This window comes from Streptomyces sp. NPDC031445, assembly GCF_055581365.1.
The window spans coordinates 1-22900 of sequence record NZ_JBVIJO010000004.1 but is presented as its reverse complement, the minus strand read 5'-3'; the positions used below and the strand labels follow the sequence as shown (position 1 = coordinate 22900).

20 protein-coding genes and 2 pseudogenes are annotated in these 22900 nt (G+C 72.6%); 5 read left to right on the top strand and 17 right to left on the bottom strand.

All coding sequences use genetic code 11. The features are described 5' to 3' along the window. Nucleotides 1-3: 3 nt before the first annotated feature. From ACZ5DC_RS12780 to hemL, 8 genes are all read right to left on the bottom strand, one after another. A complete protein-coding gene (locus ACZ5DC_RS12780; RefSeq protein ID WP_468652119.1) occupies nucleotides 4-411 on the bottom strand; it encodes an SRPBCC domain-containing protein in 408 nt (135 codons plus the stop codon). A 99-nt stretch (nucleotides 412-510) separates the two neighbouring features. After that, nucleotides 511-1611 carry a c-type cytochrome biogenesis protein CcsB gene (gene ccsB / locus ACZ5DC_RS12775; protein ID WP_468652117.1) on the bottom strand — a complete coding sequence of 367 codons (1101 nt, stop codon included), beginning with the start codon at nucleotides 1609-1611 and terminating at the stop codon, nucleotides 511-513. Beyond that, nucleotides 1608-3314, bottom strand: coding sequence for a cytochrome c biogenesis protein ResB (gene resB, locus ACZ5DC_RS12770; protein ID WP_468652115.1), 1707 nt, complete (start codon nucleotides 3312-3314; stop codon nucleotides 1608-1610). Before resB ends, ccsB begins: the two co-directional genes overlap by 4 nt. A gap of 3 nt (nucleotides 3315-3317) precedes the next feature. Next, entirely contained in the window at nucleotides 3318-4091 is a 774-nt protein-coding gene (locus tag ACZ5DC_RS12765) for a cytochrome c biogenesis CcdA family protein (protein ID WP_450841337.1), read from the bottom strand. Nucleotide 4092: 1 nt separating this feature from the next. Beyond that, nucleotides 4093-4683 (bottom strand): TlpA family protein disulfide reductase, encoded by a 591-nt coding sequence (locus ACZ5DC_RS12760; RefSeq protein WP_468652113.1) that lies wholly within the window; start codon nucleotides 4681-4683, stop codon nucleotides 4093-4095. A 120-nt stretch (nucleotides 4684-4803) separates the two neighbouring features. Continuing rightward, complete coding sequence (locus tag ACZ5DC_RS12755) at nucleotides 4804-6108, bottom strand: polysaccharide deacetylase family protein (RefSeq protein WP_468652111.1); 1305 nt, start codon at nucleotides 6106-6108, stop codon at nucleotides 4804-4806. A gap of 151 nt (nucleotides 6109-6259) precedes the next feature. Further along, nucleotides 6260-6958 (bottom strand): histidine phosphatase family protein, encoded by a 699-nt coding sequence (locus ACZ5DC_RS12750; protein ID WP_468652109.1) that lies wholly within the window; start codon nucleotides 6956-6958, stop codon nucleotides 6260-6262. Then, nucleotides 6955-8274: a glutamate-1-semialdehyde 2,1-aminomutase gene (gene hemL / locus ACZ5DC_RS12745; protein WP_468652107.1), complete on the bottom strand. Its 1320-nt coding sequence runs from the start codon at nucleotides 8272-8274 to the stop codon at nucleotides 6955-6957. Before hemL ends, ACZ5DC_RS12750 begins: the two co-directional genes overlap by 4 nt. A gap of 629 nt (nucleotides 8275-8903) precedes the next feature. Here hemL and ACZ5DC_RS12740 point away from each other — a divergent pair. Beyond that, complete coding sequence (locus ACZ5DC_RS12740; RefSeq protein WP_003974483.1) at nucleotides 8904-9341, top strand: hypothetical protein; 438 nt, start codon at nucleotides 8904-8906, stop codon at nucleotides 9339-9341. A 181-nt stretch (nucleotides 9342-9522) separates the two neighbouring features. Here the strand turns inward: ACZ5DC_RS12740 and ACZ5DC_RS12735 are convergent, their stop codons facing one another. Continuing rightward, complete coding sequence (locus ACZ5DC_RS12735; RefSeq protein WP_468652105.1) at nucleotides 9523-9963, bottom strand: hypothetical protein; 441 nt, start codon at nucleotides 9961-9963, stop codon at nucleotides 9523-9525. Between ACZ5DC_RS12735 and ACZ5DC_RS12730 the strand changes: the two are divergent. Continuing rightward, nucleotides 9884-10194 (top strand): annotated as a pseudogene (locus ACZ5DC_RS12730) (NUDIX domain-containing protein); the annotation flags it as partial. The gene ACZ5DC_RS12735 and the pseudogene ACZ5DC_RS12730 sit on opposite strands and share 80 nt — an antisense overlap. A 95-nt stretch (nucleotides 10195-10289) precedes the next feature. Here the strand turns inward: ACZ5DC_RS12730 and ACZ5DC_RS12725 are convergent. From ACZ5DC_RS12725 to ACZ5DC_RS12715, 3 genes are all read right to left on the bottom strand, one after another. Then, entirely contained in the window at nucleotides 10290-12434 is a 2145-nt protein-coding gene (locus ACZ5DC_RS12725; protein WP_468652103.1) for a SpoIIE family protein phosphatase, read from the bottom strand. Between the two features lie 207 nt (nucleotides 12435-12641). Continuing rightward, complete coding sequence (locus ACZ5DC_RS12720) at nucleotides 12642-13196, bottom strand: flavoprotein (RefSeq protein ID WP_468652101.1); 555 nt, start codon at nucleotides 13194-13196, stop codon at nucleotides 12642-12644. 140 nt (nucleotides 13197-13336) lie between these two features. Continuing rightward, nucleotides 13337-14245, bottom strand: coding sequence for a helix-turn-helix transcriptional regulator (locus ACZ5DC_RS12715; protein ID WP_468652099.1), 909 nt, complete (start codon nucleotides 14243-14245; stop codon nucleotides 13337-13339). A gap of 484 nt (nucleotides 14246-14729) precedes the next feature. Between ACZ5DC_RS12715 and ACZ5DC_RS12710 the strand changes: the two genes are divergently transcribed. Then, a complete protein-coding gene (locus ACZ5DC_RS12710; protein WP_468652097.1) occupies nucleotides 14730-16169 on the top strand; it encodes an MFS transporter in 1440 nt (479 codons plus the stop codon). Between the two features lie 414 nt (nucleotides 16170-16583). Here the strand turns inward: ACZ5DC_RS12710 and ACZ5DC_RS12705 are convergent, their stop codons facing one another. Further along, on the bottom strand, nucleotides 16584-17414 hold the full coding sequence (locus tag ACZ5DC_RS12705) for a M55 family metallopeptidase (RefSeq protein WP_468652095.1): 831 nt from the start codon (nucleotides 17412-17414) through the stop codon (nucleotides 16584-16586). A gap of 89 nt (nucleotides 17415-17503) precedes the next feature. Here ACZ5DC_RS12705 and ACZ5DC_RS12700 point away from each other — a divergent pair, with 89 nt between their 5' ends. Beyond that, the gene (locus tag ACZ5DC_RS12700; protein WP_468652093.1) at nucleotides 17504-17776 is read left to right on the top strand and encodes a hypothetical protein; all 273 of its coding nucleotides are present in this window, start codon (nucleotides 17504-17506) and stop codon (nucleotides 17774-17776) included. A 105-nt stretch (nucleotides 17777-17881) separates the two neighbouring features. Next, complete coding sequence (locus ACZ5DC_RS12695; RefSeq protein ID WP_468652091.1) at nucleotides 17882-19696, top strand: phosphatidylglycerol lysyltransferase domain-containing protein; 1815 nt, start codon at nucleotides 17882-17884, stop codon at nucleotides 19694-19696. 80 nt (nucleotides 19697-19776) lie between these two features. Here the strand turns inward: ACZ5DC_RS12695 and ACZ5DC_RS12690 are convergent, their stop codons facing one another. From ACZ5DC_RS12690 to ACZ5DC_RS12675, 4 genes and pseudogenes are all read right to left on the bottom strand, one after another. Further along, the gene (locus ACZ5DC_RS12690; protein WP_468652089.1) at nucleotides 19777-21210 is read right to left on the bottom strand and encodes a sensor histidine kinase; all 1434 of its coding nucleotides are present in this window, start codon (nucleotides 21208-21210) and stop codon (nucleotides 19777-19779) included. Then, nucleotides 21211-21939, bottom strand: a complete 729-nt coding sequence (locus tag ACZ5DC_RS12685) for a response regulator transcription factor (RefSeq protein ID WP_468652088.1) — start codon at nucleotides 21937-21939, stop codon at nucleotides 21211-21213. Between the two features lie 203 nt (nucleotides 21940-22142). Beyond that, a complete protein-coding gene (locus ACZ5DC_RS12680; protein WP_468652797.1) occupies nucleotides 22143-22715 on the bottom strand; it encodes an FMN reductase in 573 nt (190 codons plus the stop codon). A gap of 8 nt (nucleotides 22716-22723) precedes the next feature. Continuing rightward, nucleotides 22724-22900 (bottom strand): annotated as a pseudogene (locus ACZ5DC_RS12675) (5,10-methylene tetrahydromethanopterin reductase); the annotation flags it as partial.

Sequence of the window (22900 nt, the reverse complement as noted above, 5' to 3'; positions counted from 1 at the left end):
CGCTCAGCCCCGCCCCGGCTCCAACGCCTCGATCAACTTCTGGAAGCGGCCCCGCCAGCGCTGTTCCGACTCCTCCTCGCCCTGGAACTCATGGGTGAAGCGGAGCACGCTGCCGCCCTCCCCGTCCCGCTCCAGGTGGAACCGGAGCCGGCCGCCGGCCCCGACCGTGTACTCCGCGACCCGGTCCACGTCCCACGCGGTGACCTGCCCGTCCCCCAGGTCGCGCAGGGTGACCGCGCCGCCGAGCCGGGGTTCGAGCACGTCGGCCGCGGTGAACCAGGACGCCAGTCCCTCCGGCGTGGCCAGCGCGGCCCAGACCTCCTCCATCCGCCGCGGGAGCCGCACCACGAAGTGCAGGATGTGCGTGTTCCCGTGCGTCTGGCTGGTGCCCTGTGCGATGGAACCGCTCATGACACCAGCCTGCCCCCGGGCCCGGGGATGCGCACGTGGTCACGGCCGCCGTCCCGCGGGTGCGGGTCCGCCGTGGCCGGTCGCGCCGTTGCCCGGCGGTCACACGCCCGCGTAGGAGTGCTTGCCGCTGACGAAGATGTTGACGCCGTAGTAGTTGAACAGCCAGCAGCCGAAGGCGATCAGCGCCAGGTAGGCGGCCTTGCGGCCCTTCCAGCCGGCCGTGGCCCGGGCGTGCAGGTAACAGGCGTAGGCGATCCAGGTGATGAAGGACCAGGTCTCCTTCGGGTCCCAGTTCCAGTACCGGCCCCAGGCGTCGCCCGCCCAGATCGCGCCCGCGATGATCGTGAACGTCCACAGCGGGAAGACGGCCGCGTTGACCCGGTAGGCGAACTTGTCCAGGGACGCGGAGGCGGGCAGCCGCTCCAGCACCGAGGAGGCGAACTTCCCGGGCTTGCCGCCGAGCTGGAGCTTGTTCTCGTACGAGTCCTTGAACAGGTACAGGATCGTGGCGACCGCGCCGACGTAGAACACGGCACCGCAGAAGATGGCGGTGGAGACGTGGATGTACAGCCAGTACGAGTGCAGGGCCGGCACCAGCTGGTCGCTGGCCGTGTACAGCACGGTGACCGCGAGGCCCAGGTCCAGCAGGACCGTCGTGACGAGGAACAGGCCGAGCCAGCGCACGTTCTTCTTCAGGGCCAGCAGCGTCAGGTACACGCCGACGGCGACCGTGGAGAAGGTGATGTTGAACTCGTACATGTTGCCCCACGGCGCCCGCTCCACGGAGGCCGCGCGGGCGACGACGCCGCCCAGCTCCACCAGGAACGCGAGCACGGTGAGGGAGATGGCGATCCGGCCGTAGAGGTCGCCCTGCTCGTCGCCGCCGTGCGCGCCGGGACCGTCCGGCACGTCCCGCGCGCCGGACGCCGAGCGGACGACGACCTTCGGACGCTCCAGCACGGCGGTGCCGCCGGCCCGTTTCACGGTGACGGCGGGCCCGCCCGCCGTCCGCTCGCTGCCGGCGGTGAGCGCGGCGGCCGTACGGGCGACCTTGCTGCGGCTGCCGAACAGCCACTCGGCGATGTAGGCGAAGAAGGCCAGGGTGTAGACCGCCATCGACGAGTAGATCAGCGTGTTGCTGATGCTCGCGAGGTGTTCGTTGGTCGCGGCGGCGAGATCGGTTGCGGCGGCGAGAGTCACTTCTCAGCCCCTTCGGCAGGTACGGCTTGGGGGTCGGGGGTTGCTGTGGAGTCGTCGGGGCCGGGTGCCCCCGGCGCCTGGTCGTAGAGGATTCCGGCGAGGTCGCCCAGCTCCTCGGGCACCTTCGCGGACTCGCTGCGGCCGAGCCCGGCCATCTCGACCACCGTGACGCCGTCGGCACCGCGCACCGCGCGCACCCAGACCCGGCGGCGCTGGATGAACAGGGACGCGGCCAGTCCGAAGATCGCGGCGAGGGCACCGGCGAGCGCCCAGCCGCCGCCCGGCTCCTGGACGATCTCGAAGCCGGCCCACTCCTTGACGTCCTTCTCGAAGGTGATCGAGCCGGCGCCGTTGGGCAGCTTCATGGTCTCACCGGGCTTGAGGTTGTCCCTCAGCTGCGCGCCCTTGGCGTCCTTGTAGTCCTTCATGTGGGACTTGTCGAGCTGGTACACGCTCTGCGGCAGGCCCGAGTCGACGCCCAGGTCGCCGTGGTACGGCTCCAGGTTCAGCACCGGGTTCAGCAGCGCGGGGAAGGCCGAGGCGATCTCCATGCCGGCCCCGCCGTAGGTCGGCAGGAAGAAGGCCTTGATGCCGAGCTGCTCCTTCTTGCCGTCGGCGTCGCGGTAGCCGTCCATGACCTTCACGACACCCTGGGAGGTGACGTTGCCGTCGAGCGGCAGCAGCGGCACGGCGTCGCGGTAGACCACCTTGCCCTTGCCGTCCCGGACGGTGATCACGGGCGCGTAGCCATGACTGACCAGGTAGACCTTGGAGTCGTCGATCTTCAGCGGCTCGTTGACCTTGACGGTGGTCGTGGTCTGCCTGCCGTAGGCGCCCTTGTTGTAGGCGATCTTCGCCTGGAAGGTGCGCGCGGTGCCCCGGTTCGGGCCGCTCAGCTCGTAGGTCCCCTTGAAGTCCTTCAGGGTGAAGCTGAACGGGACCAGGTCGTCGGGCTGGAAGAGGCTGCCGGACTTGAAGTCGTCGTACATCGGCAGCGCGTTGGAGAAGCCGTCGCCCTCCACCATCAGCTTGGTGCCGTCGGACTTGTACAGCTGGCCCGAGGCGAAGGCGACCAGCAGCACGATCAGGGCGATGTGGAAGATCAGGTTGCCCAGCTCGCGCACGTAGCCCTTCTCGGCGGCCACGGCGTCACCGACGACGTGGGCGCGGAAGCGGCGCTTGCGCAGCAGCGCGAGCGCGGCCTCGCGGACCCGCTCCGGGTCCTCGGTGGTGCGCCAGGTGGTGTGGGCGGGCAGCCGGTTCAGCCGCCTGGGCGCGCCCGGCGGGCGGCCGCGCAGCTGGCCGGCGAACTGCCAGGTGCGCGGGACGATGCAGCCGATGAGGGAGACGAACAGCAGGATGTAGATCGCGGAGAACCACACCGAGCTGTACACGTGGAACAGGCCGAGCTTGTCGTAGACCGGCGCGAGCGTCCTGTGGGCGGCGCGGAAGTCGTCGACCTTGTTCGCGTCGGCGCCGGTCTGCGGGATCAGCGAGCCGGGGATCGCGCCGAGCGAGAGCAGCAGGAGCAGCAGCAGCGCGACCCGCATGGAGGTCAGCTGCCGCCAGAACCAGCGCGCCCAGCCGAGGACACCGAGGCCGGGCAGGATCGTCTGCTCCTCCTGCGGCGCGGTGGACAGCTGGGAGCCGGCCGCTCCCAGCTCCTCCCGGTCCCGGCTGGTGTCGGTGTCGGTCTTGCTCATCGGTCAGATCCCCACATTGAAGCCGCCGGACCAGGTCTGCATCTGCTGCACCAGGCTGTTCCAGGCGCCGGTCAGCAGCAGCACACCGGTCACGATCATCATCGAGCCGCCGATGCGCGTCACCCACACATAGTGGCGCTTGACCCAGGCGAAGGCGCCGAGGGCCTTGCGGAAGCCGATCGCGGTGAGCACGAACGGCACGCCGAGGCCGAGGCAGTAGACGACCATCAGCAGCGAGCCGCGCGCCGCGCTCGACTCCTGGAAGGAGAGGAAGTTCACCGAGGAGAGCGTCGGGCCCATGCAGGGCGTCCAGCCGACGCCGAAGAGGGCGCCGAGCAGGGGCGCCCCGAGCAGGCCGCCCGTCGGCCGCTTGTGGAAGCGGAACTCGCGCATGGTGAACCAGGGCAGGAGCCCCATGAAGAAGACGCCCATGGCGATCATGAGCACGCCGAGCACCTTGGACAGGGTGCCCTGGTAGTCGATCAGGTTGGCGCCGAAGTAGCCGAAGAGCGCACCGCCGGAGACGAACACGGCGCTGAAGCCGAGGACGAACAGGGAGGCGCCCGCCACCATCCGCCCCCGTCTGGCCTCGGCCAGGTCGGTGCCCGCGACGCCGGTCACGTAGGAGAGGTAGCCGGGGACCAGCGGCAGCACACAGGGCGAGAAGAAGGAGACGAGCCCGGCGAGCAGCGCGACCGGCAGGGCGACCAGCAGGGCCCCGTGCAGGACCGTCTCGTTCTGGCCCGTCTCCGCGGCCAGCGTCAGCAGCGCGCTCACGTCACTTCTCCGCGAGGACCGGCTTGAGCATCTTCAGCAGGCCCGTGTCGTCGAGCGCCTCCAGGGCTCGCGCGGCGACCTTGCCGTGCCGGTCGATGACGAGCGTGGAGGGGATGATCTGCGGGTTGAGGGTGCCCTTCTTGAAGCGGAGCATCAGCTTGCCCGTGGGGTCGTACAGGCTCGGGTACTCGACGCCGTGCTCCTTCTCGAAGTTCACGGCCGGGGTGGTGCTGGTGTCCCGGGTGTTGATGCCGACGAACTGGACGCCCTTGTCCTGGTACTCCTTGGAGACCTTGGCGAAGTACTTCGCCTCCTCGCGGCACGGCCCGCACCACGAGCCCCAGACGTTGACGACGACGACCTTGCCCTTGTAGTCGGCGACGTTCAGGGTCTTGCCGTCGATGGTCCTGCCCGACAGGTCCGGGGCCGTGGCGCGCTTGCCGGCGGGGACCGTGTCGATGCCGTTGTTGCCGGTGACGAAGTGGGTGTCGCCCCCGCCTCCGGAGGTGCCGCCCTTACCGCACGCGGACAGGGACAGGGCCGCGACGGCGGCCACGGCGCTGAGCAGGACGGCGCGGCTACGGGTACTCATGTGAAAAGTTTCGCATGCCTGTTCCGGGGATCTCGCGCACCCCCCTGCCGGGCGGAAAACCGCATTTCAGGGCGTATTTACACGGGACTTTCCCGGCATACCGCCCGGCCGGTGGCGATGTCAGGCGGCGTCGGAGGAGGCGGACCCGCCGGCCCGCAGGAACTCCTTCCAGCCGCCCGCCGGCCGCTGCCCGACCCCGAGCGTGCGCAGCCTGGCCAGCACCTCGGGCTTCTGCACGTCCATCCAGTCCACGAACTGCCGGAAGGAGACCAGCCGCACGTCGGCGCCCTTCTCCTTCTCGCGCGCGATGTGCTTGAAGGCCTCCTCGACGGAGTCCATGTAGATGCCGCCGTTCCACTGCTCGAAGTGGTTGCCGACGAAGAACGGCGCCCGGTTCGTCTCGTACGCCCGCTGGAATCCCTGGATGTACGCCTGCGCGGACTGCTTGCGCCAGCCGGGGTAGTTGTAGGCGGGCGCCTTGGTGGAGTTCACGGACTGGTTGGCGAGCATGTTGTAGTCCATGGACAGCACCTCGAAGGAGTGTCCGGGGAAGGGTATCTGCTGCAACGGCAGGTCCCAGATCCCCAGCTTCTTCTCCGGCCACACCTGACGGCCGCCCGGCGAGGAGGCGTCGTAGCGCCAGCCCAGCTTCCGGGCGGTGGGCAGCAGGTTGTTCTGCCCGAGCAGGCAGGGCGTACGGCCGCCGACCAGCTCCTTGTCGTAGTCGAACGGCAGCGCGGGCAGGTCGGTCCAGCCGCTGTTGGTCCGCCACTCCTTCACGAACGCCTTGGCCTGCCGGATCTCGCTCTCCCACTGCTGCGGGGTCCAGTTGCCGACCGTGCCCGTACCGGCACAGAAGTGCCCGTTGAAGTGGGTGCCGATCTCGTGACCCTCCAGCCAGGCCCGGCGCACGTTCGTCAGCGTGGCCTTGATGTGCTCGTCGGTGAGGTAGCCGATGTCGGAGGCGCCACGCGGGTTGTTCGGCGGCTCGTACAGCCGCTTCTTCGACTCGGGCAGCAGGTACAGCCCCGAGAGGAAGAAGGTCATGGACGCGCCGTGCTCCTTGGCCAGGTCCAGGAAGCGCGGGAAGAGCCCGTTGCCGACCTCGCCGGCGCCGTCCCAGGAGAAGATCACGAACTGGGGCGGGGTCTGTCCCGGCTCCAGCGGCTCGGGCTTGGCCGGCTGGTGCGGCTGCCTGCCGGTGAAGGAGGTGGAGCCGTCACCGATGGGCCGCGCCGGATGCGCGGTGTTCCCCTTCCCGTCCCCGTCGCCCCGCCCGGGCTCGCCCTGGCCGGAACCGTTCCGGTGGCCGCCGCCGTCCGAGGACGTGAGGCTCCCGCAGCCGGCGAGCGAGGCGGCGGCCGCCGCGCCCGCGCCGAGGCCGAGCATTCCCCGCCGGGAGAAGGTCCGGGAGAAGGTGGGCATGGAAATCCCCGATTCGTCGCTGCCTGCTGGTCACCCAGTCAGAGGGCAGGACGATCGGGGAGGTTCCGCAGATTCTTATGTTTTTCGTAACGGAAACCGCAAAAGTGCGCTAAGCGACACCAAACGGACCGTCAGTGACGAGTGAACCCGGTCAGGCGCCGAACGCCTTCCCCTGGGCGGCGCCCTTCCCCTTCTGGGGCTTGGCGCCGGCCCGCAGGTGCACCGGGACCAGGTCGATGGCGGGCTCGCTGTAGCCCACGGACACGATCTTGTCACCCAGATATGTGAAAGTCGTCAGGGAGGCGAGCGTGCACTGCCGCTTGCGCGGGTCGTGCCACAGCCGCCGTCGCTCCACGTACGAGCGCACGATCCAGATCGGCAGCTGATGGCTGACCAGCACCGCCTCGTGCCCGCGCGCCCGGTCCTTGGCCGTGTTCAGCGCGCCCATCATCCGCACCACCTGGTCCACGTACGGCTCGCCCCAGGACGGCCGGAACGGGTTGACGAGGTGCTTCCAGTTGTCCGGATTGCGCAGCGCGCCGTCGCCGACGCCGAACGTCTTGCCCTGGAAGGCGTTCTCGGCCTCGATCAGCCGCTCGTCGGTGTCGAGATCCAGCCCGTGCGCCTTGGCGATCGGCGTGGCGGTCTCCTGCGCCCGCTCCAGCGGGGAGGCGCAGACATAGGTGACGTCCCGCGGGGCGAGGTGCTCGGCGACCCGCTCGGCCATCTGCCGGCCCAGCTCGGACAGGTGGTAGCCGGGCAGCCGCCCGTACAGGACCCCGTCCGGGTTCGCGACCTCGCCGTGCCGCATGAGGTGGACGACCGTGACGTCCTTGCTGCTGTCGCTCATTCTGCCGTGGCCTCCGCAGCCGCCCGGGCCGCCGCCGGAAGGGCGTCGGCGATCTTCTGAAGGGCCCGCTCGTCGTGGGCCGTGGACACGAACCAGGACTCGAAGGACGACGGCGGCAGGTAGACGCCGTTCGCCAGCATCGAGTGGAAGAACGCGGTGAAACGGTACGACTGCTGCCGCTTGGCGTCCTCGTAGTCGCGCACCTGCCGGTCCGTGAAGAACACGGAGAACATGTTGGAGGCGCTCTGCACCCGGTGCGCGACGCCCTCCTTCGACAGCGCGTCTCCGACGAGCGTCCGGATCTGCTCGGCGACGGCGTCGACCTTGTCGTAGGCGGCGTCGTCGAGCAGCCGCAGCTGGGCGAGACCGGCGGCGGTGGCGACGGGGTTACCGGAGAGGGTGCCGGCCTGGTACACCGGCCCGGCGGGGGCGAGGTGGGCCATCACATCGGCGCGCCCGCCGAACGCGGCGGCCGGGAAGCCACCGCCCATGACCTTGCCGAAGGTCATCAGGTCGGGCGCGACGCCCTCGACGCCGTACCACCCGGCGCGGCTGGTGCGGAAGCCGGTCATCACCTCGTCGGAGATGAACAGGGCGCCGTTGCGCCGGCAGGAGTCCTTGAGGGCCTGGTTGAAGCCGGGGTCCGGCGGCACGACGCCCATGTTGCCCGGCGACGCCTCGGTGATCACACAGGCGATCTCCCCGGGGTGCCGGTGGAAGGCCTCCTGCACGGCCTCCAGGTCGTTGTACGGCAGCACGATCGTGTCGCCGGCCTGGGCGCCGGTGACACCGGGCGTGTCCGGCAGCGCGAAGGTGGCGACCCCGCTGCCGGCCGCGGCGAGCAGCGAGTCGACGTGCCCGTGGTAGCACCCGGCGAACTTGATCACCTTGGACCGCCGGGTGAACCCGCGGGCGAGCCGGATGGCGGACATGGTCGCCTCGGTGCCGCTGCTGACCAGCCGCACCTGCTCCACGGGCGCCACCCGGGCGACGATCTCCTCGGCGAGCGCGACCTCGCCCTCGCCGGGCGTGCCGAAGGACGTACCGCGGGCCACGGCCTCCTGGACGGCGGCGATGACCTCGGGGTGCGCGTGCCCGAGGATCATGGGCCCCCAGGAGCACACCAGGTCGACGTACTCGCGCCCGTCGGCGTCGGTGAGGTAGGCCCCCTTGCCCGACACCATGAACCGGGGCGTACCGCCGACGGCGCGGAAGGCGCGCACCGGGGAGTTGACGCCGCCCGGGGTGACGACGGAGGCACGGTCGAAGAGCGCCTGTGACACGGGCGCGTCGTAGGGATAGGGCGTTTCGCTCATGGCACTCATGACGTGCGGCTACTCCGGCTTCTCGGACTCCGGTTGCGGGGTGACCTCCTCAGGGTAGGCCGAACCCCGCGCCGAGCCCCGGCCGGACCGCGGTGGAGATGGCGATCGCGGGCGGCGGCGGTCACGGTGGCGGTCCGATCGGACGCGGCGGGTCCCAAGATCACAGCGAGGCCATCCCTCATCTGCGAGACTGACACCTGATACACAGAGCCCATACGCACGTACTCATCAGGGGCCGGATGATCAGGGCCGGGAATCCCCCCGCGTGGACTGTTGTTCCACCGCACGTTTCGGCGGGCGGCCGTGGGGGAGGTCACTGACACGATGATCGGGTTGCGCGGCGGGGGCCACGCGTCCTAGAAAAGCAGTCGGGTGGAGATATGCATCGCGGTGGCGGACTGGGCGAGGGGACTGATGACCTGGGTCCTCGACGTGCCCGGCGGGGAAGGCACCGGCGCGACGCGGAGGAAACGACCGAGACACGTCAGACCGACGCACGGCAGACACAGGGTGTACCGGGCGAGCCCGAGCGGTACGACCGGCGGATCGACCGGGAGCTCGACCGCCGGCTCGACCAGCGGGCCGACCGCCTCCGGGCGGGGAGCAGGAATGGTGGTCGGGTGGGGGTGACGTACAAATACTTCGGCGCGCCGGACGGCGCGACCGCGGCCCGCGTCCCCATCTCGATGCGTCCCGAAGAACTCGGCGGCGACGAGCTGGGCATGAACGGCATGTTCACCAAGATCAAGCCGGAGACGATGGCCGCGATGGTGCTGACCGGCATCGAGGGCGTCCCCCTGCACAAGGTGCCACCCCTGGAACTGGTCGTCCTGCACCCCGACTACGCGGTCGTCAAACTCCCCATGACGGTCGTCGACCCGCTCCGCGGCATCGGCGAGGAAGCGGTCGGCGCGGCGGCCTTCATCTGGTCGACGGTCCCCGACCGGGGCGGTCCGCGGGACGCGTTCAACGTGTACCAGTTGCTGCACGAGTGGCAGGACTTCTCGCACCGGCTGCACGAGGCGGGGCACCAGCCTTATTGCCTGGTGTGGCCCTGAGCTGGGGTTTCTCGGGTAGCGGGCGGGGTTTTCGGACCCCGCCCTCGCCATGAAAGGGGCCTTCAGGCGGCCAGGGCACATTGGTTTCGCCGGGGGCACCGGTGATTCCGGCGGTGGCCCACGACACATCCCTCATCGCGATACCACCCGGAGGCCGCAGATCCGCTGCAGCGGCCTCTGCCTATGCAGCTTCAGCCTCACGCAGAGGCGCGGACTCGCTCTCCCGGAGCGTGGGCGCCTCCGTGGCCCATGCCGAGACCTGCGCAAAGTGCTGCGGTTGAACACCTTCTCGGGGGTCGGGCTGGATGAGGGGAGTCGGCAACCCGCGGGCGCCACGCTCCACTGACCATTCGTGGTCGAGGCTGGTGAAGTCGTCGTCGATCCACACAGCGGGCACGTCGCCCAGCCAGGCGTCGACGTAGTCGCGCTTCCACAGGTAGCCGTTGGGGTGGCTGGTGGTGATGTCGGGGCGTGGCAAGTCCAAGTGCGGTAGTGGCGCAAGGCCGAGAAGGGGGCCGATCAGGGTCGTCGCGTCTTGGCGCACCAAGACCGCGGTGCGCGAGCTGTGCGAGGAGACCGGCCTGACCGTGAAGCCGGAGTCCCTGAAGGTCGCCCACATCATTCACGGTGCCTGGGGCGTCGAAGCTCCCAACGGTTTCCTCACCGTGGTCTTCACCGCGCATGACTGGACCGGAGAACCGGAGAACCGGAGAACCGCGAACCTCGCAAGCACGCTCAGGTCTGCTGGGTCGATGCCGATGCCATCCCAGAGGAGTTCGTGGACACGACCGCGAGCGCCCTCCACCGGTATCTCGCTGGAGGCCCGGAGGTTTCCCTCGACGGCTGGCGGTAGAGGGCCAACCGCGGCGCGAGGGGTTTGTCTGGGGGGCCTCCTCCCACTCGTGCTTGGTCGCCGGAGTCGCTCGCTTACGGTCAGGCGGGGCGGCCTCACAGGGGCCCCGGTGCGCACCTCCCCTGCGGGCCGATCAGGAGCAGGGCGACGTCGTCGCTGCGGGGCATGGTGTGCCGGGCGTGGGTGATGAGGGTGTCGGCCAGGGCGTCCATGGACTGGTTCCGCTCGTGGGCGAGCCGGCCGGCGAGGGCCGTGATCGCGTCCTCGATGTCGGTGCCGGGGGTCTCCACGAGCCCGTCGGTGTACAGGGCGAGCACGGCACCGGGAAGCAGCGGGACGTTCACCGTCGGGTAGTCGGCGGCGGGATCGATGCCGAGCAGCAGCCCGGGAGGCAGCCGGAGGATCTCGGTGCGGCCGTCCGGATGGCGCAGGATCGGCGGCGGATGCCCGGCGGTGGCCAGGCAGGCGCTGTGGCGGGCGAGGTCGAGGTCGGCGTAGAGGCAGCTGGTGAACAGACCGGCGTCGAGATCGGTGAGCAGGCGGTTGGTGCGGGCGAGGACCTCGCCGGGGGGTGCGCCGGCGGAGGCGTGGACGGCGGTGCGGACCTGCCCCATGAGGGTGGCGGCCTGGACATTGTGCCCCTGGACGTCTCCGATGGCCGCGGCGGCGGTTGTCTCGCCCAGGCGGATGAGGTCGTAGAAGTCGCCGCCGACGTCCATGCCGTAGCCGGCGGGAAGGTAGCGGGCGGCCACGTCCAGGCCGGGGACCCGGGGCAGGGTGCGCGGCAGCAGGCCGGCCTGGAGGTCGTGGGAGAGCTGCTGCGTGGCGTCGTAGAGGCGCGCGCGGTCCAGCGCCTGCGCGATCAGCCCGGCGGTCGAGGTGAGGACGGAGCGCTCCTCGGCGGGGAAGGCGCGCGGCCGGTCGTAGGCGAGGACGAGTGAGCCGACGGGGCGCCCGGAGGTGATCAGCGGCAGCAACGCCCAGGCTGCCATGTCGTCCTGGAGGACGGCGGGAGGATAGGCCGTCCTGAGGTTGCCGAAGGTGCCGAAGAAGCTCGGGATCCCTGTCGTCAGGACGTGCACCGCCGGGGTGTCGGACGACAGGGGAGCCGCGTCGAAGCGGTCCATCAGCGCGGCGGAGTAGCCGTGGAAGCCGATGATCCGCAGTCTGCCCTCCTCCGCGGCCATGAGGGCGAGGGCCTGGGCGCCGAAGGCGGGCAGGATCTGGTCGGCGACCCGGTCGACGACGTCCTGGACGCCGACCGCTTCGGTGAGCGTGGCGGCCAGGTGCATCAGGTGGTAGAGCGCCGTGGCCCGGCCGGGTTCCGCCGCGGGCGCCGGGTGCAGCAGATGCGGAGGAGGTACGGCGTCGGCCGAGGACGCGGGGACGACGCGCACGCTGATGCCGGACGCGTCCGGGTACAGGTGGAACGACAGCCACTGGTCGGGGGGCCGCCGGGCGGTGAAGGACGTCGGCCGACGGCTCAGCACGGCGGCCCGGTAGCGGTCTTCGGCCACCGGGTTGTCCAGCCACGCGAGCGCCTCCCAGGGCCGGGCGCCCAGCAGGTCGGGAATGCCGGCGCCGAGCAGTTCCGCCGCGGCGGTGGTGAGGAAGGTGATCCGGCCGTCCGGATCGAGCGCGCAGCAGCCGCTGGGCAGCCGCTCGGCGAAGTCGGCCGCGGCCTGGGCCTCGGCCGGTCCGGCGGCACGCTTGCGCGAGGGGGACAGGATCCGCGGCTCGGGCCCGGCGAGGACGCGTCCGCTGTCGGCGGCCCGCCGCAGGATCGGGCCCAGGCGGCGGCAGGCGTCGGTGATCAGCGCCCGCTCCTGTGCGCTCAGGGTGGCGGGGTGCGCGCTGGACCAGTGCAGCACCAGGCCGCCCCACGTCCGTGCGCCGCTGCTGACCGGCGCGGCGACCATGGCGAACGGGTGCGGCAGGACGAGCGCCAGCTGCGGGTAGCGGCGTGCCAGCTCCTCCTGGCCGCCGATCCACACCAGGGCTCCTCGTCGTACGGCGTCGCTCACCGGACTCGCGGCCTGCACCGGGACGCGGGCCCAGGGCGAGGCGATCCGCCGGGAGATCCCGCTCAGCACCGCGAGCTGGAGCACCTGCTCGTCCGGGGAGAGGACGTAGAGCCCGCCGGCGTAGGCACCGGTCTCGCGTGCGCACCGGTCCAGGACGCAGTCCACGGCGTCCGGTCCGGAGCCGGGGGAGCGGGGGTCGGTGGCCGTGCCGGACATGCTTCACGCTCCTGTGCGGGGGCACCGGCGGCGGCGAGAGGGCGGCTCCGGCGGCGCGGCACCGCGCCGGCCGGTCCAGACGGCACTCATATACGGACCCTACGTCCGGCGGGCGGTGGCGGCAGCGCGCTGTCCCCGCGGGCCGGCCGGCCGGGCGGCCGGCCCGCGGGGGCCGTCGTCACCCCCGCCGTGCCGACGACGCCGGCGTCACCTGGCCGTGCTGACGACGGGGGCCAGCAGTTCCAGGGCCTCCTCCCAGCGGAAGCGGTCCGCCGCGCCGTCGGACTTCGGCGGGTGGTGCGCGGAGGAGCCGATCAGGACACCCATCGAGCGCAGGCGGTCCAGGCTCTGCCGGTAGGCGGGGTGGGCGGCCTGGGCGGAGTTCAGGTACGGCAGGGCCACGGTCGGGACGCCCATGCCGTACGCCTCGCACAGGATGCCCAGGGCCAGGGTGTCGGAGATGCCGGCGGCCCACTTGTTGATCGTGTTGAAGGTGGCCGGGGCGACGGCGATCGCGTCCGGCGGCGGCAGCGGGCGCGGGTCTCCCGGTGAGCGCCAGGCGGAGCGGATCGGGTAGCCGGTCCGGGCCTCGACCGCCTCCGCGTCGATGAAGCCGAGGCCCCGGGGCGTGGCGACGACGCCGACGTCCCAGTTCGCCTCCTGGGCGGCGGTGATGAGTTCGCCGACGTCAGGGGCGACGCCGCTCGCGCAGACGACGACGTACAGGAAGGGCTTCTTGTCCGGGGCGGTCGGCTCGGTCACGCGGGCACTCCCGTTCGGCGGTGGATACGGCGAAGTCCCGGCAGGCTACGTCGGCGAAGGCGGGAAGGGGAGCCGGTGCGTGTCCCCGCGCGAGGCCGGCGGCCGGCCACGGGCCCGGACCCGGCCCGGCCCTCGTCGGCTCAGGTCCCGGCGGCGTGGGCGACCGTGATCGCGTCCGGCGCGGGCGGCGCCGGCTCGGCGGACGCCGCCGTACCGGCCAGGAGGCGCAGGGCCGCGTCGGAGGGGGTGCCGGGTGCGGCCGTGTAGGCGATGAGGCGTTGGCCCGCGGGGCCCGGCAGGCACAGGTTCTCGAAGCTCAACTCCAGCGTGCCGACCGCCGGGTGGCGCAGGGACTTGCTCCCCGAGGCGCAGGTGCGGACCGGGTGCCGGGCCCACAGGGCGGTGAACTCGTCGCTCCGGATGGACAGCCGGCCGATCAGCTCGGCCAGTGCGCGGTCGTCGGGGTGCCGGCCGGCGACCAGGCGCAGGGAGGCGACCGCGAGGTGGGCCTCCTCCTTCCAGTCGGCGTACAGGGCCCGGTACCGCTCGTCCAGGAACAGCATCCGGACGAGGTTGGGGCGGGCGGTGGGGGTGGCCGGGGCGTCCTCGGGCAGGTGCGCGGCGAGCAGGGCGTGGCCCAGCCGGTTCCAGGCCAGGACGTCGTTGCGCCGGTCCAGGATGAGCGCCGGTACGTCGGTCATGGCGGCGAGCAGCTGACGGGCCGACGGGGTCGCGTGCTCGGCACGGGGTGCCGCCGGGCGGCGCCGGGCGGCGGGGCGGGCCAGGTCCCTGAGGTGGGCGGTCTCGTCCTCGGTGAGGCGCAGGGTGCGGGCGATGGCGTCCAGCACGGAGTCGGAGACACCGGCCGCGCGGCCCTGTTCGAGCCGGGTGTAGTGGGTGATGCTGACGCCCGCGAGCAGGGCCAGCTCCTCGCGGCGCAGCCCGGCGACCCGGCGGCGGGCCTGCGCGGTCGCGAGGCCGACGTCCTGCGGCCGCAGCGCGGCACGGCGTGACTTGAGGAAGGCTCCCAGTTCGGACGGCGCGTCCATGCAGGCCTCCGGGGGGTGTGGCGGGCGCGAGTGCGGGGCGCGCGCCTTCCGGGCGTACGGCGGTCGCCGTCCATCCTGCCCGGCGGGCGGCGTGAGCGGCACACCCGAAGGTGGTCACGCGATGACCACCCTCGCGGCGGCCGGTCGCAGGGGGGTGCTGGCTGGGGCGGGCGGCACGGACGACTCTTGTGCCCGGCGGAGGCGCCGGGCCCGGCGGCCTTCGCCGCACAGCGGCACGTCCGCCGCACAGCGGCACCTCCGCAGGACATCGGCGGTCCGGAGCACCCGCGACCCGGAGCGGCCGCAACCCGGACCGCCGGCACCTCCACCGACCCCGGCGCCTCCGCAAGAACCTTGCCACCTCCACCGAACCCGGCACCTCCGCCGACCCCGGCGACCACGGCGCGGGCGCGGGCGCTACCGCCGCCTGTCGGCACCCCGCGCCGTCCGTGAACGCTTCCGCAGCAGAAGGGACCGTCCCGTCATGTCCGTCACCGTCACCCCTCGGCCACCCGGCGTCTCCGCCGTCCTCACGCCCCGGCTCCGCCTGGTGCTGGTGCTGCTGCTCGCGGCCCAGTTCATGCTGGCCGTGGACTTCTCCATCCTGAACGTGGCCCTGCCGGTGATCGGCGCCGGTCTCGGCTTCCCGCTCGCCCGTCTCCAGTGGATCGGCACGGCGTTCGCGCTCTGCGCGGCCGGGTTCACGCTGCTGTTCGGACGGGTCGCCGATCTCTTCGGCCGCCGCCGGGTGTTCCTGGCCGGTCTCGCCGTCCTCGGCGCGGCCTCGCTGGCGGGCGGGCTGGCGCGCAGCCCCGACGTGCTCATCGTGGCCCGGGTGTTCCAGGGGCTGGCCACCGCCGCGGTGACCCCGGCCGGTCTGTCGCTGCTGACGACGTCCTTCCCGGAGGGCCCGCTGCGGGAGAAGGCGCTCGGGCTGAACGGGGCGCTGATGTCGGCCGGTTTCACCACGGGGGCGATCCTCGGCGGCCTGCTGACCGACCTGCTCTCCTGGCGCTGGGCGTTCTTCGTCAACGTACCTGTGGCCCTCGCCGTGCTGCTCGTCGCGCCCACCGTCATCGCCGAGTCCCGGCCCGAGCAGCGGCCCAAGACGGATGTGCCGGGTGCCGTCACGGTGACGCTCGGACTGCTGGCCGTCGTCCTCGGTCTGACGCAGGCCGGTGAGCACGGCTGGGGCGCGCCGGACGCGCTGCTGCCGCTGGCGGCCGGGGTGGTGCTGCTGGGGGTGTTCACGGCGGTGGAGCGGCGGGTGTCCGCGCCGCTGGTGCCGCCGCACGTGCTGGGCAGGCGGTCGGTGGCGTGGGGGAACGTGGCCGGTCTGATCGCCTTCCTGACCGAGACGTCCCTGGTGTTCCTGCTGACCCTCTACCTCCAGGAGGTGCTCGGCTTCTCGCCGTTGGCCGCCGGGCTGACGTTCGGTGTGCTGGGCGCGGGGACCGTCGTCGGCGGCGCCCTCGCCCCGCGGCTGATCGGCGGGCTCGGCGCCACCCGGGTGCTGCTGGCCGGGGGCCTGGGCCAGGCCCTGTGCACGGCGGCCCTGCTGGGGCTCGGCACCGGCCGTTCCTCACTGTGGCTGCTGTCGGCCGCGACCTTCGCGGGCGGTGTGGGCAACATGCTGGTCATCGTCGGCTTCATGGTGACCGCCACCTCGGGTCTCGCCGACCGGGAGCAGGGGCTGGCCACCGGGCTGGCGACGATGACCCAGCAGGTCGGGATCACCATGGGGACGCCGGTGATGAGCGCCGTCGCCACCGCCGCGATGAGCGGTACGGGGGCCGTGGCCGTCCTCGGCGGTCTGCGGACGGCGATCGCGCTGAACGCGGCCCTCGTACTCCTGGGCACCCTCACGAGCGTGCTGTTCCTGCGGGACGGGGCGCACCGGCACCCGGCCGGCCGGTCACGCTGACCGGCGCCGGCCACCCGCCCCCACGAACGCCCGCACCACGTCCTGCCGGGTCCCGGTGAAGTCGGCCCGGCGGCACAGCGGGCCGGGACCACCCGCCGGGTGACGAGGAGGCGGGCGGCGGTGGCCGTACCGGCGCCGTCGAGGACGGTGCGCGGGCCGTAGCGGGCCGCCGCCCGGATCGTGGAGCACGCCCTGGCCTCCCTCCGCAGCCGGCGCCGCCGACCCGCTCACCAGGCCGGCCCCGGAGTGCCTCACGGCCTGCGCATCCCCGCCCCGCGGCCCCGACCCGCTCCACCGGCCACCGCCACCGGTACTCCACCCGCCACGGCGACCAGGCCCCCGCGACCCGCCCCCACACCCGCCACACGGCCCGCCACCGGACCAGGCAGCCGCCGCACGGCCCGCCGATGGGCGTCAGCAGTACGGCGGCTGGTTGGTGAGCGACGCCGCCACCCGCATCCACACCCCGAACTGCCGGTACAGCGCGGGCAGTTGGCCGCTCGCCCGGACCGTCCTGGGGTCCTCGGCCGTCACGCCCGGGATGCCGAGCAGGGTCGCGGCGACCGAGGCGGACTGCCAGCGGACGGTCAGGGTGGCCTCGGCGGCGGAGGGTGCGGGGCGGCGCGGGCCCTGGGACAGCGCGCGGGTGACCGCCTCCTCGATGGCCCCCCGCGCCTCCGCCTCCGGCCGCAGCTCGGCCGCGAACCGGTCGCGTGCGTACTTCACCGGGACGGTGACGACCGACGCGTCCCACTCCGTCATCTCCGCGCACGCCGCGTCGTCACCCGTGAGGGCCACAATGGGCACCCCGAGGGCGGCGGCCGTGGCGTGGGCGAGGCCTATCTCGCCGACCGGGCGGCCGTCCAGCCACATGTCCTCGATCTCGTGACCCATGAAGCTGTGGCTGAGCACGCCCAGCGCACCGGCCCGGGAGTGGTAGCCGACGCACAGGGCGGCGTCGTACTCCCCGGTCAGCCCCTCCAGCATGCCGAGCTGCTTGGGCTTGCCGCGCACCAGGCGGGCCGCCGGGTGCAGCGCGCCGGGGAGCAGGTTGCGCATCGGCCCGTGGGCGTCGTTGACCAGGATGCCGGTCGCGCCGGCCGCCAGCGCGCCCCGTACGGCGGCGTTCACGTCGTCGGCCATCATGGTGCGGCCCCGCTCGTAGTCCCGGCCGCCCGGCTGGACGTCGTCGGCGTCGACGAGCCCGGTGATGCCTTCCATGTCCACGCTCATGTAGATCCGCACGGCGTCGACCCTAACCGACCCTACGTATTGTAGGTTCCCAAGCGCCGACGGCCACCGGGCTGTTCACACGTCTGTTCAACGGGGGACCCATGCAGGACACCACGGAAGCGGAGCCCGGCACGCAGGTCTGCGCACGCAGTCTCGCGCCGACGCTGGCCGTGCTGATCGTCAGCCTGGTGATCGCCGCCGTCGGTGTGTACGAGCTGTGCGGCTTCGGGCTGCACAGCCTGGACCGGCGTCCGCACCTGTTCAGCGACGGCCTCGCGACCGGCGGGGTCATCGTCGCCGCGGTGGCCGCCGGGGCGGCGGTGGGCAACCTGGCCTGGCTGCTGACGGCGGCCCGGCGCGGAGGCGGCGACTGAGGACCACCGCGGCAGGGGAGGCCGTGCGGATGCATACCCCTCGTTACCCTACAAGCTGTAGGGTCGGCGGTGCCCCGTCCCCGTCCCCAAGGGTGACCAGTCGCCATGCCCGCACCACAGACGACGTCCGAACAGCGGACGACCACCGCACGACAGTCCTCCCCCGTTCCGCCGCGGCTCCCCGCTCCCCGCCGCGCCGTCCGCGTCCTCACCCCCCGCCTCCCGCGCATCGGCGGCGACCACCGGCTGCGCGCCCGCGCCGCCACGGCCACCGTCTGGTACCTGCGCCTGCTGGCCGTGCTGAACCTCGCGGCGGTCGTGTCCCTCCCCTTCCGCGAAGAGGTCCACGAACACAACGCGGGCCAGTTCTTCACCCCCTACCTGGCCACCGCGGGCCTGGTCTCGGCGGCCCTCGCCCTGTTCCTCGCGGTGGTCATGCGCCGCCGCAAACGAGCCGCCTGGCTCTTCAACCTGCTCCTCGCCGGCCCCCTCCTCGGCCTCTACGCCGCCGCCCTCACCCGCGCCCCCTACCGCGAGCACGCCTTCAACTGGGTCTCCACCGCCCTGACCGGCCTGTTCGTCGCCGCCCTGCTGCTCGGGCGCCGCGAGTTCGACGCCATCGGCGACCGCTCCAACCCGCGCCTGGCCCTCGCCACCGGCATCGGCGGCATCCTCGCCGGCGGCGGCCTCGGCACGCTCCTCGTCCACGCGACGAACAAGGTCACCGGCGCCGGCCTCAAGGACGAGATCGCCTACACCCTGCTGCGCGGCATCAGCGTCGGCCCGCTCGCCGACCACGTCACCGCCGTACAGGCCCCCCGCTGGGTGGACGTCATCGTCAACATCCTGATGGCCGTGGCGTTCCTCGCCGTCCTCTACGCCTGCTTCCGCGCCCCGCGCGGCGCCTGCCTGCTCGCCGAGGAGGACGAACACAGGCTCCGCGACCTGCTGGAACGCCACGGCGAGCGCGACTCCCTCGGCTACTTCGCCCTGCGCCGCGACAAGGCCGTCATCTTCTCCCCCAGCGGCAAGGCGGCCATCGCCTACCGTGTCGTCGGCGGGGTCAGCCTCGCCTCCGGCGACCCGCTCGGCGACCCCGAGGCCTGGCCCGGCGCCATCGACGCCTGGCTCGCCGAGGCCCGCCGGCACGCCTGGACCCCGGCCGTGATGGGCGCGAGCGAGGAAGCGGGCACGGTCTACGCCCGGCACGGCCTGGACGCGCTGGAACTCGGCGACGAGGCGATCGTGGACCTCGCCGACTTCACCCTGGAGGGCCGGGCCATGCGCGTGGTCCGCCAGGCCCACAACCGGGTCCGCCGGGCCGGCTGCACGGTCCGCGTCCGCCGCCACGAGGACATCCCGGCCGAGGAGATGGCCGTCCTCGTGGACCGCGCCGAGCACTGGCGGGACGGCGCCACCGAACGCGGCTTCTCCATGGCCCTCGGCCGCCTCGGCGACCCGGCCGACGGCCGCTGCGTGATGCTGGAGTGCCGGGACGCGCAGGGCGAACCCCGCGCCCTGCTCAGCTTCGTGCCCTGGGGGGAGCGCGGCCTCTCCCTGGACCTGATGCGCCGCGACCGCGCCTGCGAGAACGGCCTGATGGAGTTCATGGTCGTCGAACTCCTCCTGCACGCGCGGGAGCTGGGCATCGACCGCGTCTCGCTCAACTTCGCCATGTTCCGCTCGGTCTTCGAACGCGGCGCCCGCCTCGGCGCGGGCCCGGTGCTGCGCCTGTGGCGCTCGACCCTCACGTTCTTCTCCCGCTGGTGGCAGATCGAGTCCCTGTACCGGGCCAACGCCAAGTACCGGCCCGTGTGGGAACCCCGCTTCCTGCTCTTCGCCAAGAGCAGCGACATCCCGAGGATCGGCCTGGCGAGCGCCCGCGCCGAGGGCTTCCTCACCCTGCCGGGCCGCTCATAGCCCCGCGTGCCACAGGACGGGCGGCCGCACGGAGGCACCCCCCACGCCCGTCCCCCACGGCCCGCTGCCGCCCGCACGCCTCAGGTGCCGCCGCCGCCCGGGACGATCCCGCCGCCCACCGTGAAGCCGATGACCGCGCCCCCGCCCTCCCGGCGGAAGGCGAACGGCGCTCCGCCGTGGGCCATGGCGATCTCGCGGACGATCGACAGGCCGAGACCGGAACCGGGCAGGGAACGGGCGTCGGCGGCGCGGTAGAAGCGGTCGAAGATCCGGACGAGGTCGCCCTCGGCGATCCCCGGCCCCCGGTCCCGCACCTCCACCCGGACCGTCCCCGGCCGCGCCGGCCCCGTGATCCCGATCTCGATCGGCGCCTTGCCGTCCCGGTCGAACTTGGCCGCGTTCTCGACCAGGTTGGAGATGGCCCGCTGGAGCATCCCGGGCCGCCCGTCGGTCGTCGTGTCGCCGCTCGCGCGCAGCACGATCTCCCGGCCGGTACGGCGCCGGGCCAGCCCCACGACGTCCTCGGCGAGGTCGGCGAGGTCCACCCGCTGGGGCGGCTCGCTGTCGGACTGCCCGGCGGCGAGGTCGACCAGCTCGTTGACCAGGTCGGTCAGCTCCCGGGCCTCCTGGGAGAGGTCGGCGACCAGCTCCTCCCGGGTGGCGGGCGGCAGCTCGTCGATCCGCCGCAGCAGCGAGATGTTCGTACGCAGGGAGGTCAGCGGCGTGCGGAGTTCATGGCCGGCGTCCTGCACCAGCCTGCGCTGGTCCTCCTCCGACTGCGCGAGCCGCCCCAGCATCCGGTCGAAGGCCCGGCCCAGACGCCCCACCTCGTCCAGCCCGGCCACCGGCACCTGGATGCCCAGCTGCCGGGTGCGGGCGACGTCCTCGGCGGCCGACGTCAGGATCACCAGGCGCCGGGTGATCCGCCGGGCCAGCCACCAGCCGAACAGCCCGGCCGCCACCACGACCGCCGCCATCAGGATCAGCGTCCGCTGCTGGAGCGCCCGCAGCAGGTCCTCGGTGTCGCTGAACTCCTGCGCGACCTGGACGGCCCCCCGTCCGTTCCCGAGCGAGACGGTGGCGATGCGGAACAGGTCCGCGTCCACCCGCACGTCCTTGTGCTCGACCACCTGCCCGGCCGTCCGCGCGAGCGCCGTGGCCCGGTCCCGGGAGGTGACCGGCAGCACCGGGCTGCCGTGGTCCACGATCTGCCCCCGCGCGCCGAGCACCTGGACGTCGGTGCGGGCGGGACGGACCAGATCGTGCCCCGGACGGGAGGAGGAGAAGTCCTCCGGCCCCATCCTGTGCTGCCGTACCTCGTCCCGGACGTCCTGCACGACCTGCGTGAACACCGACTGCTGGTCCACCCGGACGAGCCGCGCGGCGGAGTTGTACGACATGATGCCGACCAGGATCGTCACCGCGGCGGTGACGGCGGCGAAGGAGACCGCGAAGGTGGTGCGCAGGGAGACCAGCTTCGGCCGGGGCCGGTCCGGCAGCCACCGGCGGCCCACCTAGTCCTCCCGCAGCACGTAACCCACGCCCCGGACGGTGTGGATCAGCTGCGGGGCGCCGGGCTCGTCCAGCTTGCGGCGCAGATAGCCGACGTAGACGGCGAGGTTCTTGGAGCCGGGGCCGAAGTCGTAGCCCCAGATGCGGTCGTAGATCGTGGAGTGGTCGAGCACGATGCCGGCGTTGCGCACCAGCAGTTCCAGCAGCTCGAACTCGGTCCGCGTCAGCTCCAGCTCGCGCCCGCCGCGCCAGGCCCGGCGGGCCTGGAGGTCCATGCGCAGACCTGCGGCCTCCACCTGCCGGTCGGAGGACACCTGCGCCTCACGGACCGGGCCCTCGGAGCCGCCGCCCGGCACGGACACCGGGCTGGTACGGCGCAGCAGCGCGCGCAGCCGGGCGAAGACCTCCTCGACGTCGAACGGCTTGACCACGTAGTCGTCGGCCCCGGCGTCCAGACCCGCGATGCGGTCGGCGGTCTCCACGAGGGCGGTGAGCATGAGGATGGGCGTGCGGTCCCCCTCGGCACGCAGCACCCGGCACACCTGGAGCCCGTCGATGCCCGGCATCATCACGTCGAGGACCAGCACGTCCGGCGGGTTGCGGTGCGCCTGCGCCAGCGCTTCCACGCCGTCGGCGACCGCCGTCACCTGGTACCCCTCCAGCGTCAGGGCACGCTCCAGGGCATGACGGATGGCACGGTCGTCTTCGGCGAGCAGCACAGTCTGGGGCACATCCCCAGTCTGCCAAGGCGTCCGGCGGTTCGACCGGGCCCGCCGGACCTACGATCACCCTTTTTACCGGCCTCTCACCGAGGAAGAGGCAACCGGCGAAACCCCCGGACCGCTCCGCCGACGGAACTCTCACAGGCCGGCGCCCACCCGAGACGGCGACCTCTCAGCCGGCCGGGTCGGGTGGGCGGGCGCCCTCGGTATCCTCAGCGCCGCAGCGCCGCGAGCTGTTCGGCGAAGGGCACGACGGCCTCCTCCCCCCGCCGCGGAGCCAACGGCATCAGCGCGGCCAGTTCTCCCGCGGCCCGTTCGATCCGTTCGGCGAGTCCTTCGGCGCCCCAGTCCTCGGAGGCGGCGTAGACGCCGGTGGGGACGACGACGGCGCGGAGGTAGGCGAACAGCGGGCGCAGGGCGTGTTCCAGTACCAGGGAGTGCCGTCCGGTGCCGCCGGTGGCGCCGATCAGGACCGGCTTGCCGGTCAGCGCGTCCTTGTCGAGCACGTCGAAGAAGGACTTGAACAGTCCGCTGTAGGAGGCGCTGAAGACCGGTGTGACGACGATCAGCCCGTCGGCGCGGGTCACCGCGTCCTGCGCGGCGGCGAGCGCCTTGCCGGCGAACCCGTTGGTGAGGTTGTGCGCGATCTCCACGGCGAGGTCGCGCAGCTCGACGACCTCGACGTCCACCGGCGTGGCACGGCCGACCGCGGCGGCGAGCCGGTCGGCGAGCAGCCGGGTGGAGGAGGGCACGCTCAGCCCCGCCGACACCACGACCACCTTCATACGCTCGCTCATACCCCGCTCTCCTCCTTCTCCTGTGCATCCTGCGTGTTGTGGGTGGTGTGCGCGGCGAGCAGCGACTGGTGGGTCGGCGCCTCGGGCACGTCCTGGCCGCGGTTCTTGGCGAACTCCTCGCGCAGGACGGGAACGACCTGTTCGCCGAGGAGGTCGAGCTGTTCCAGCACGGT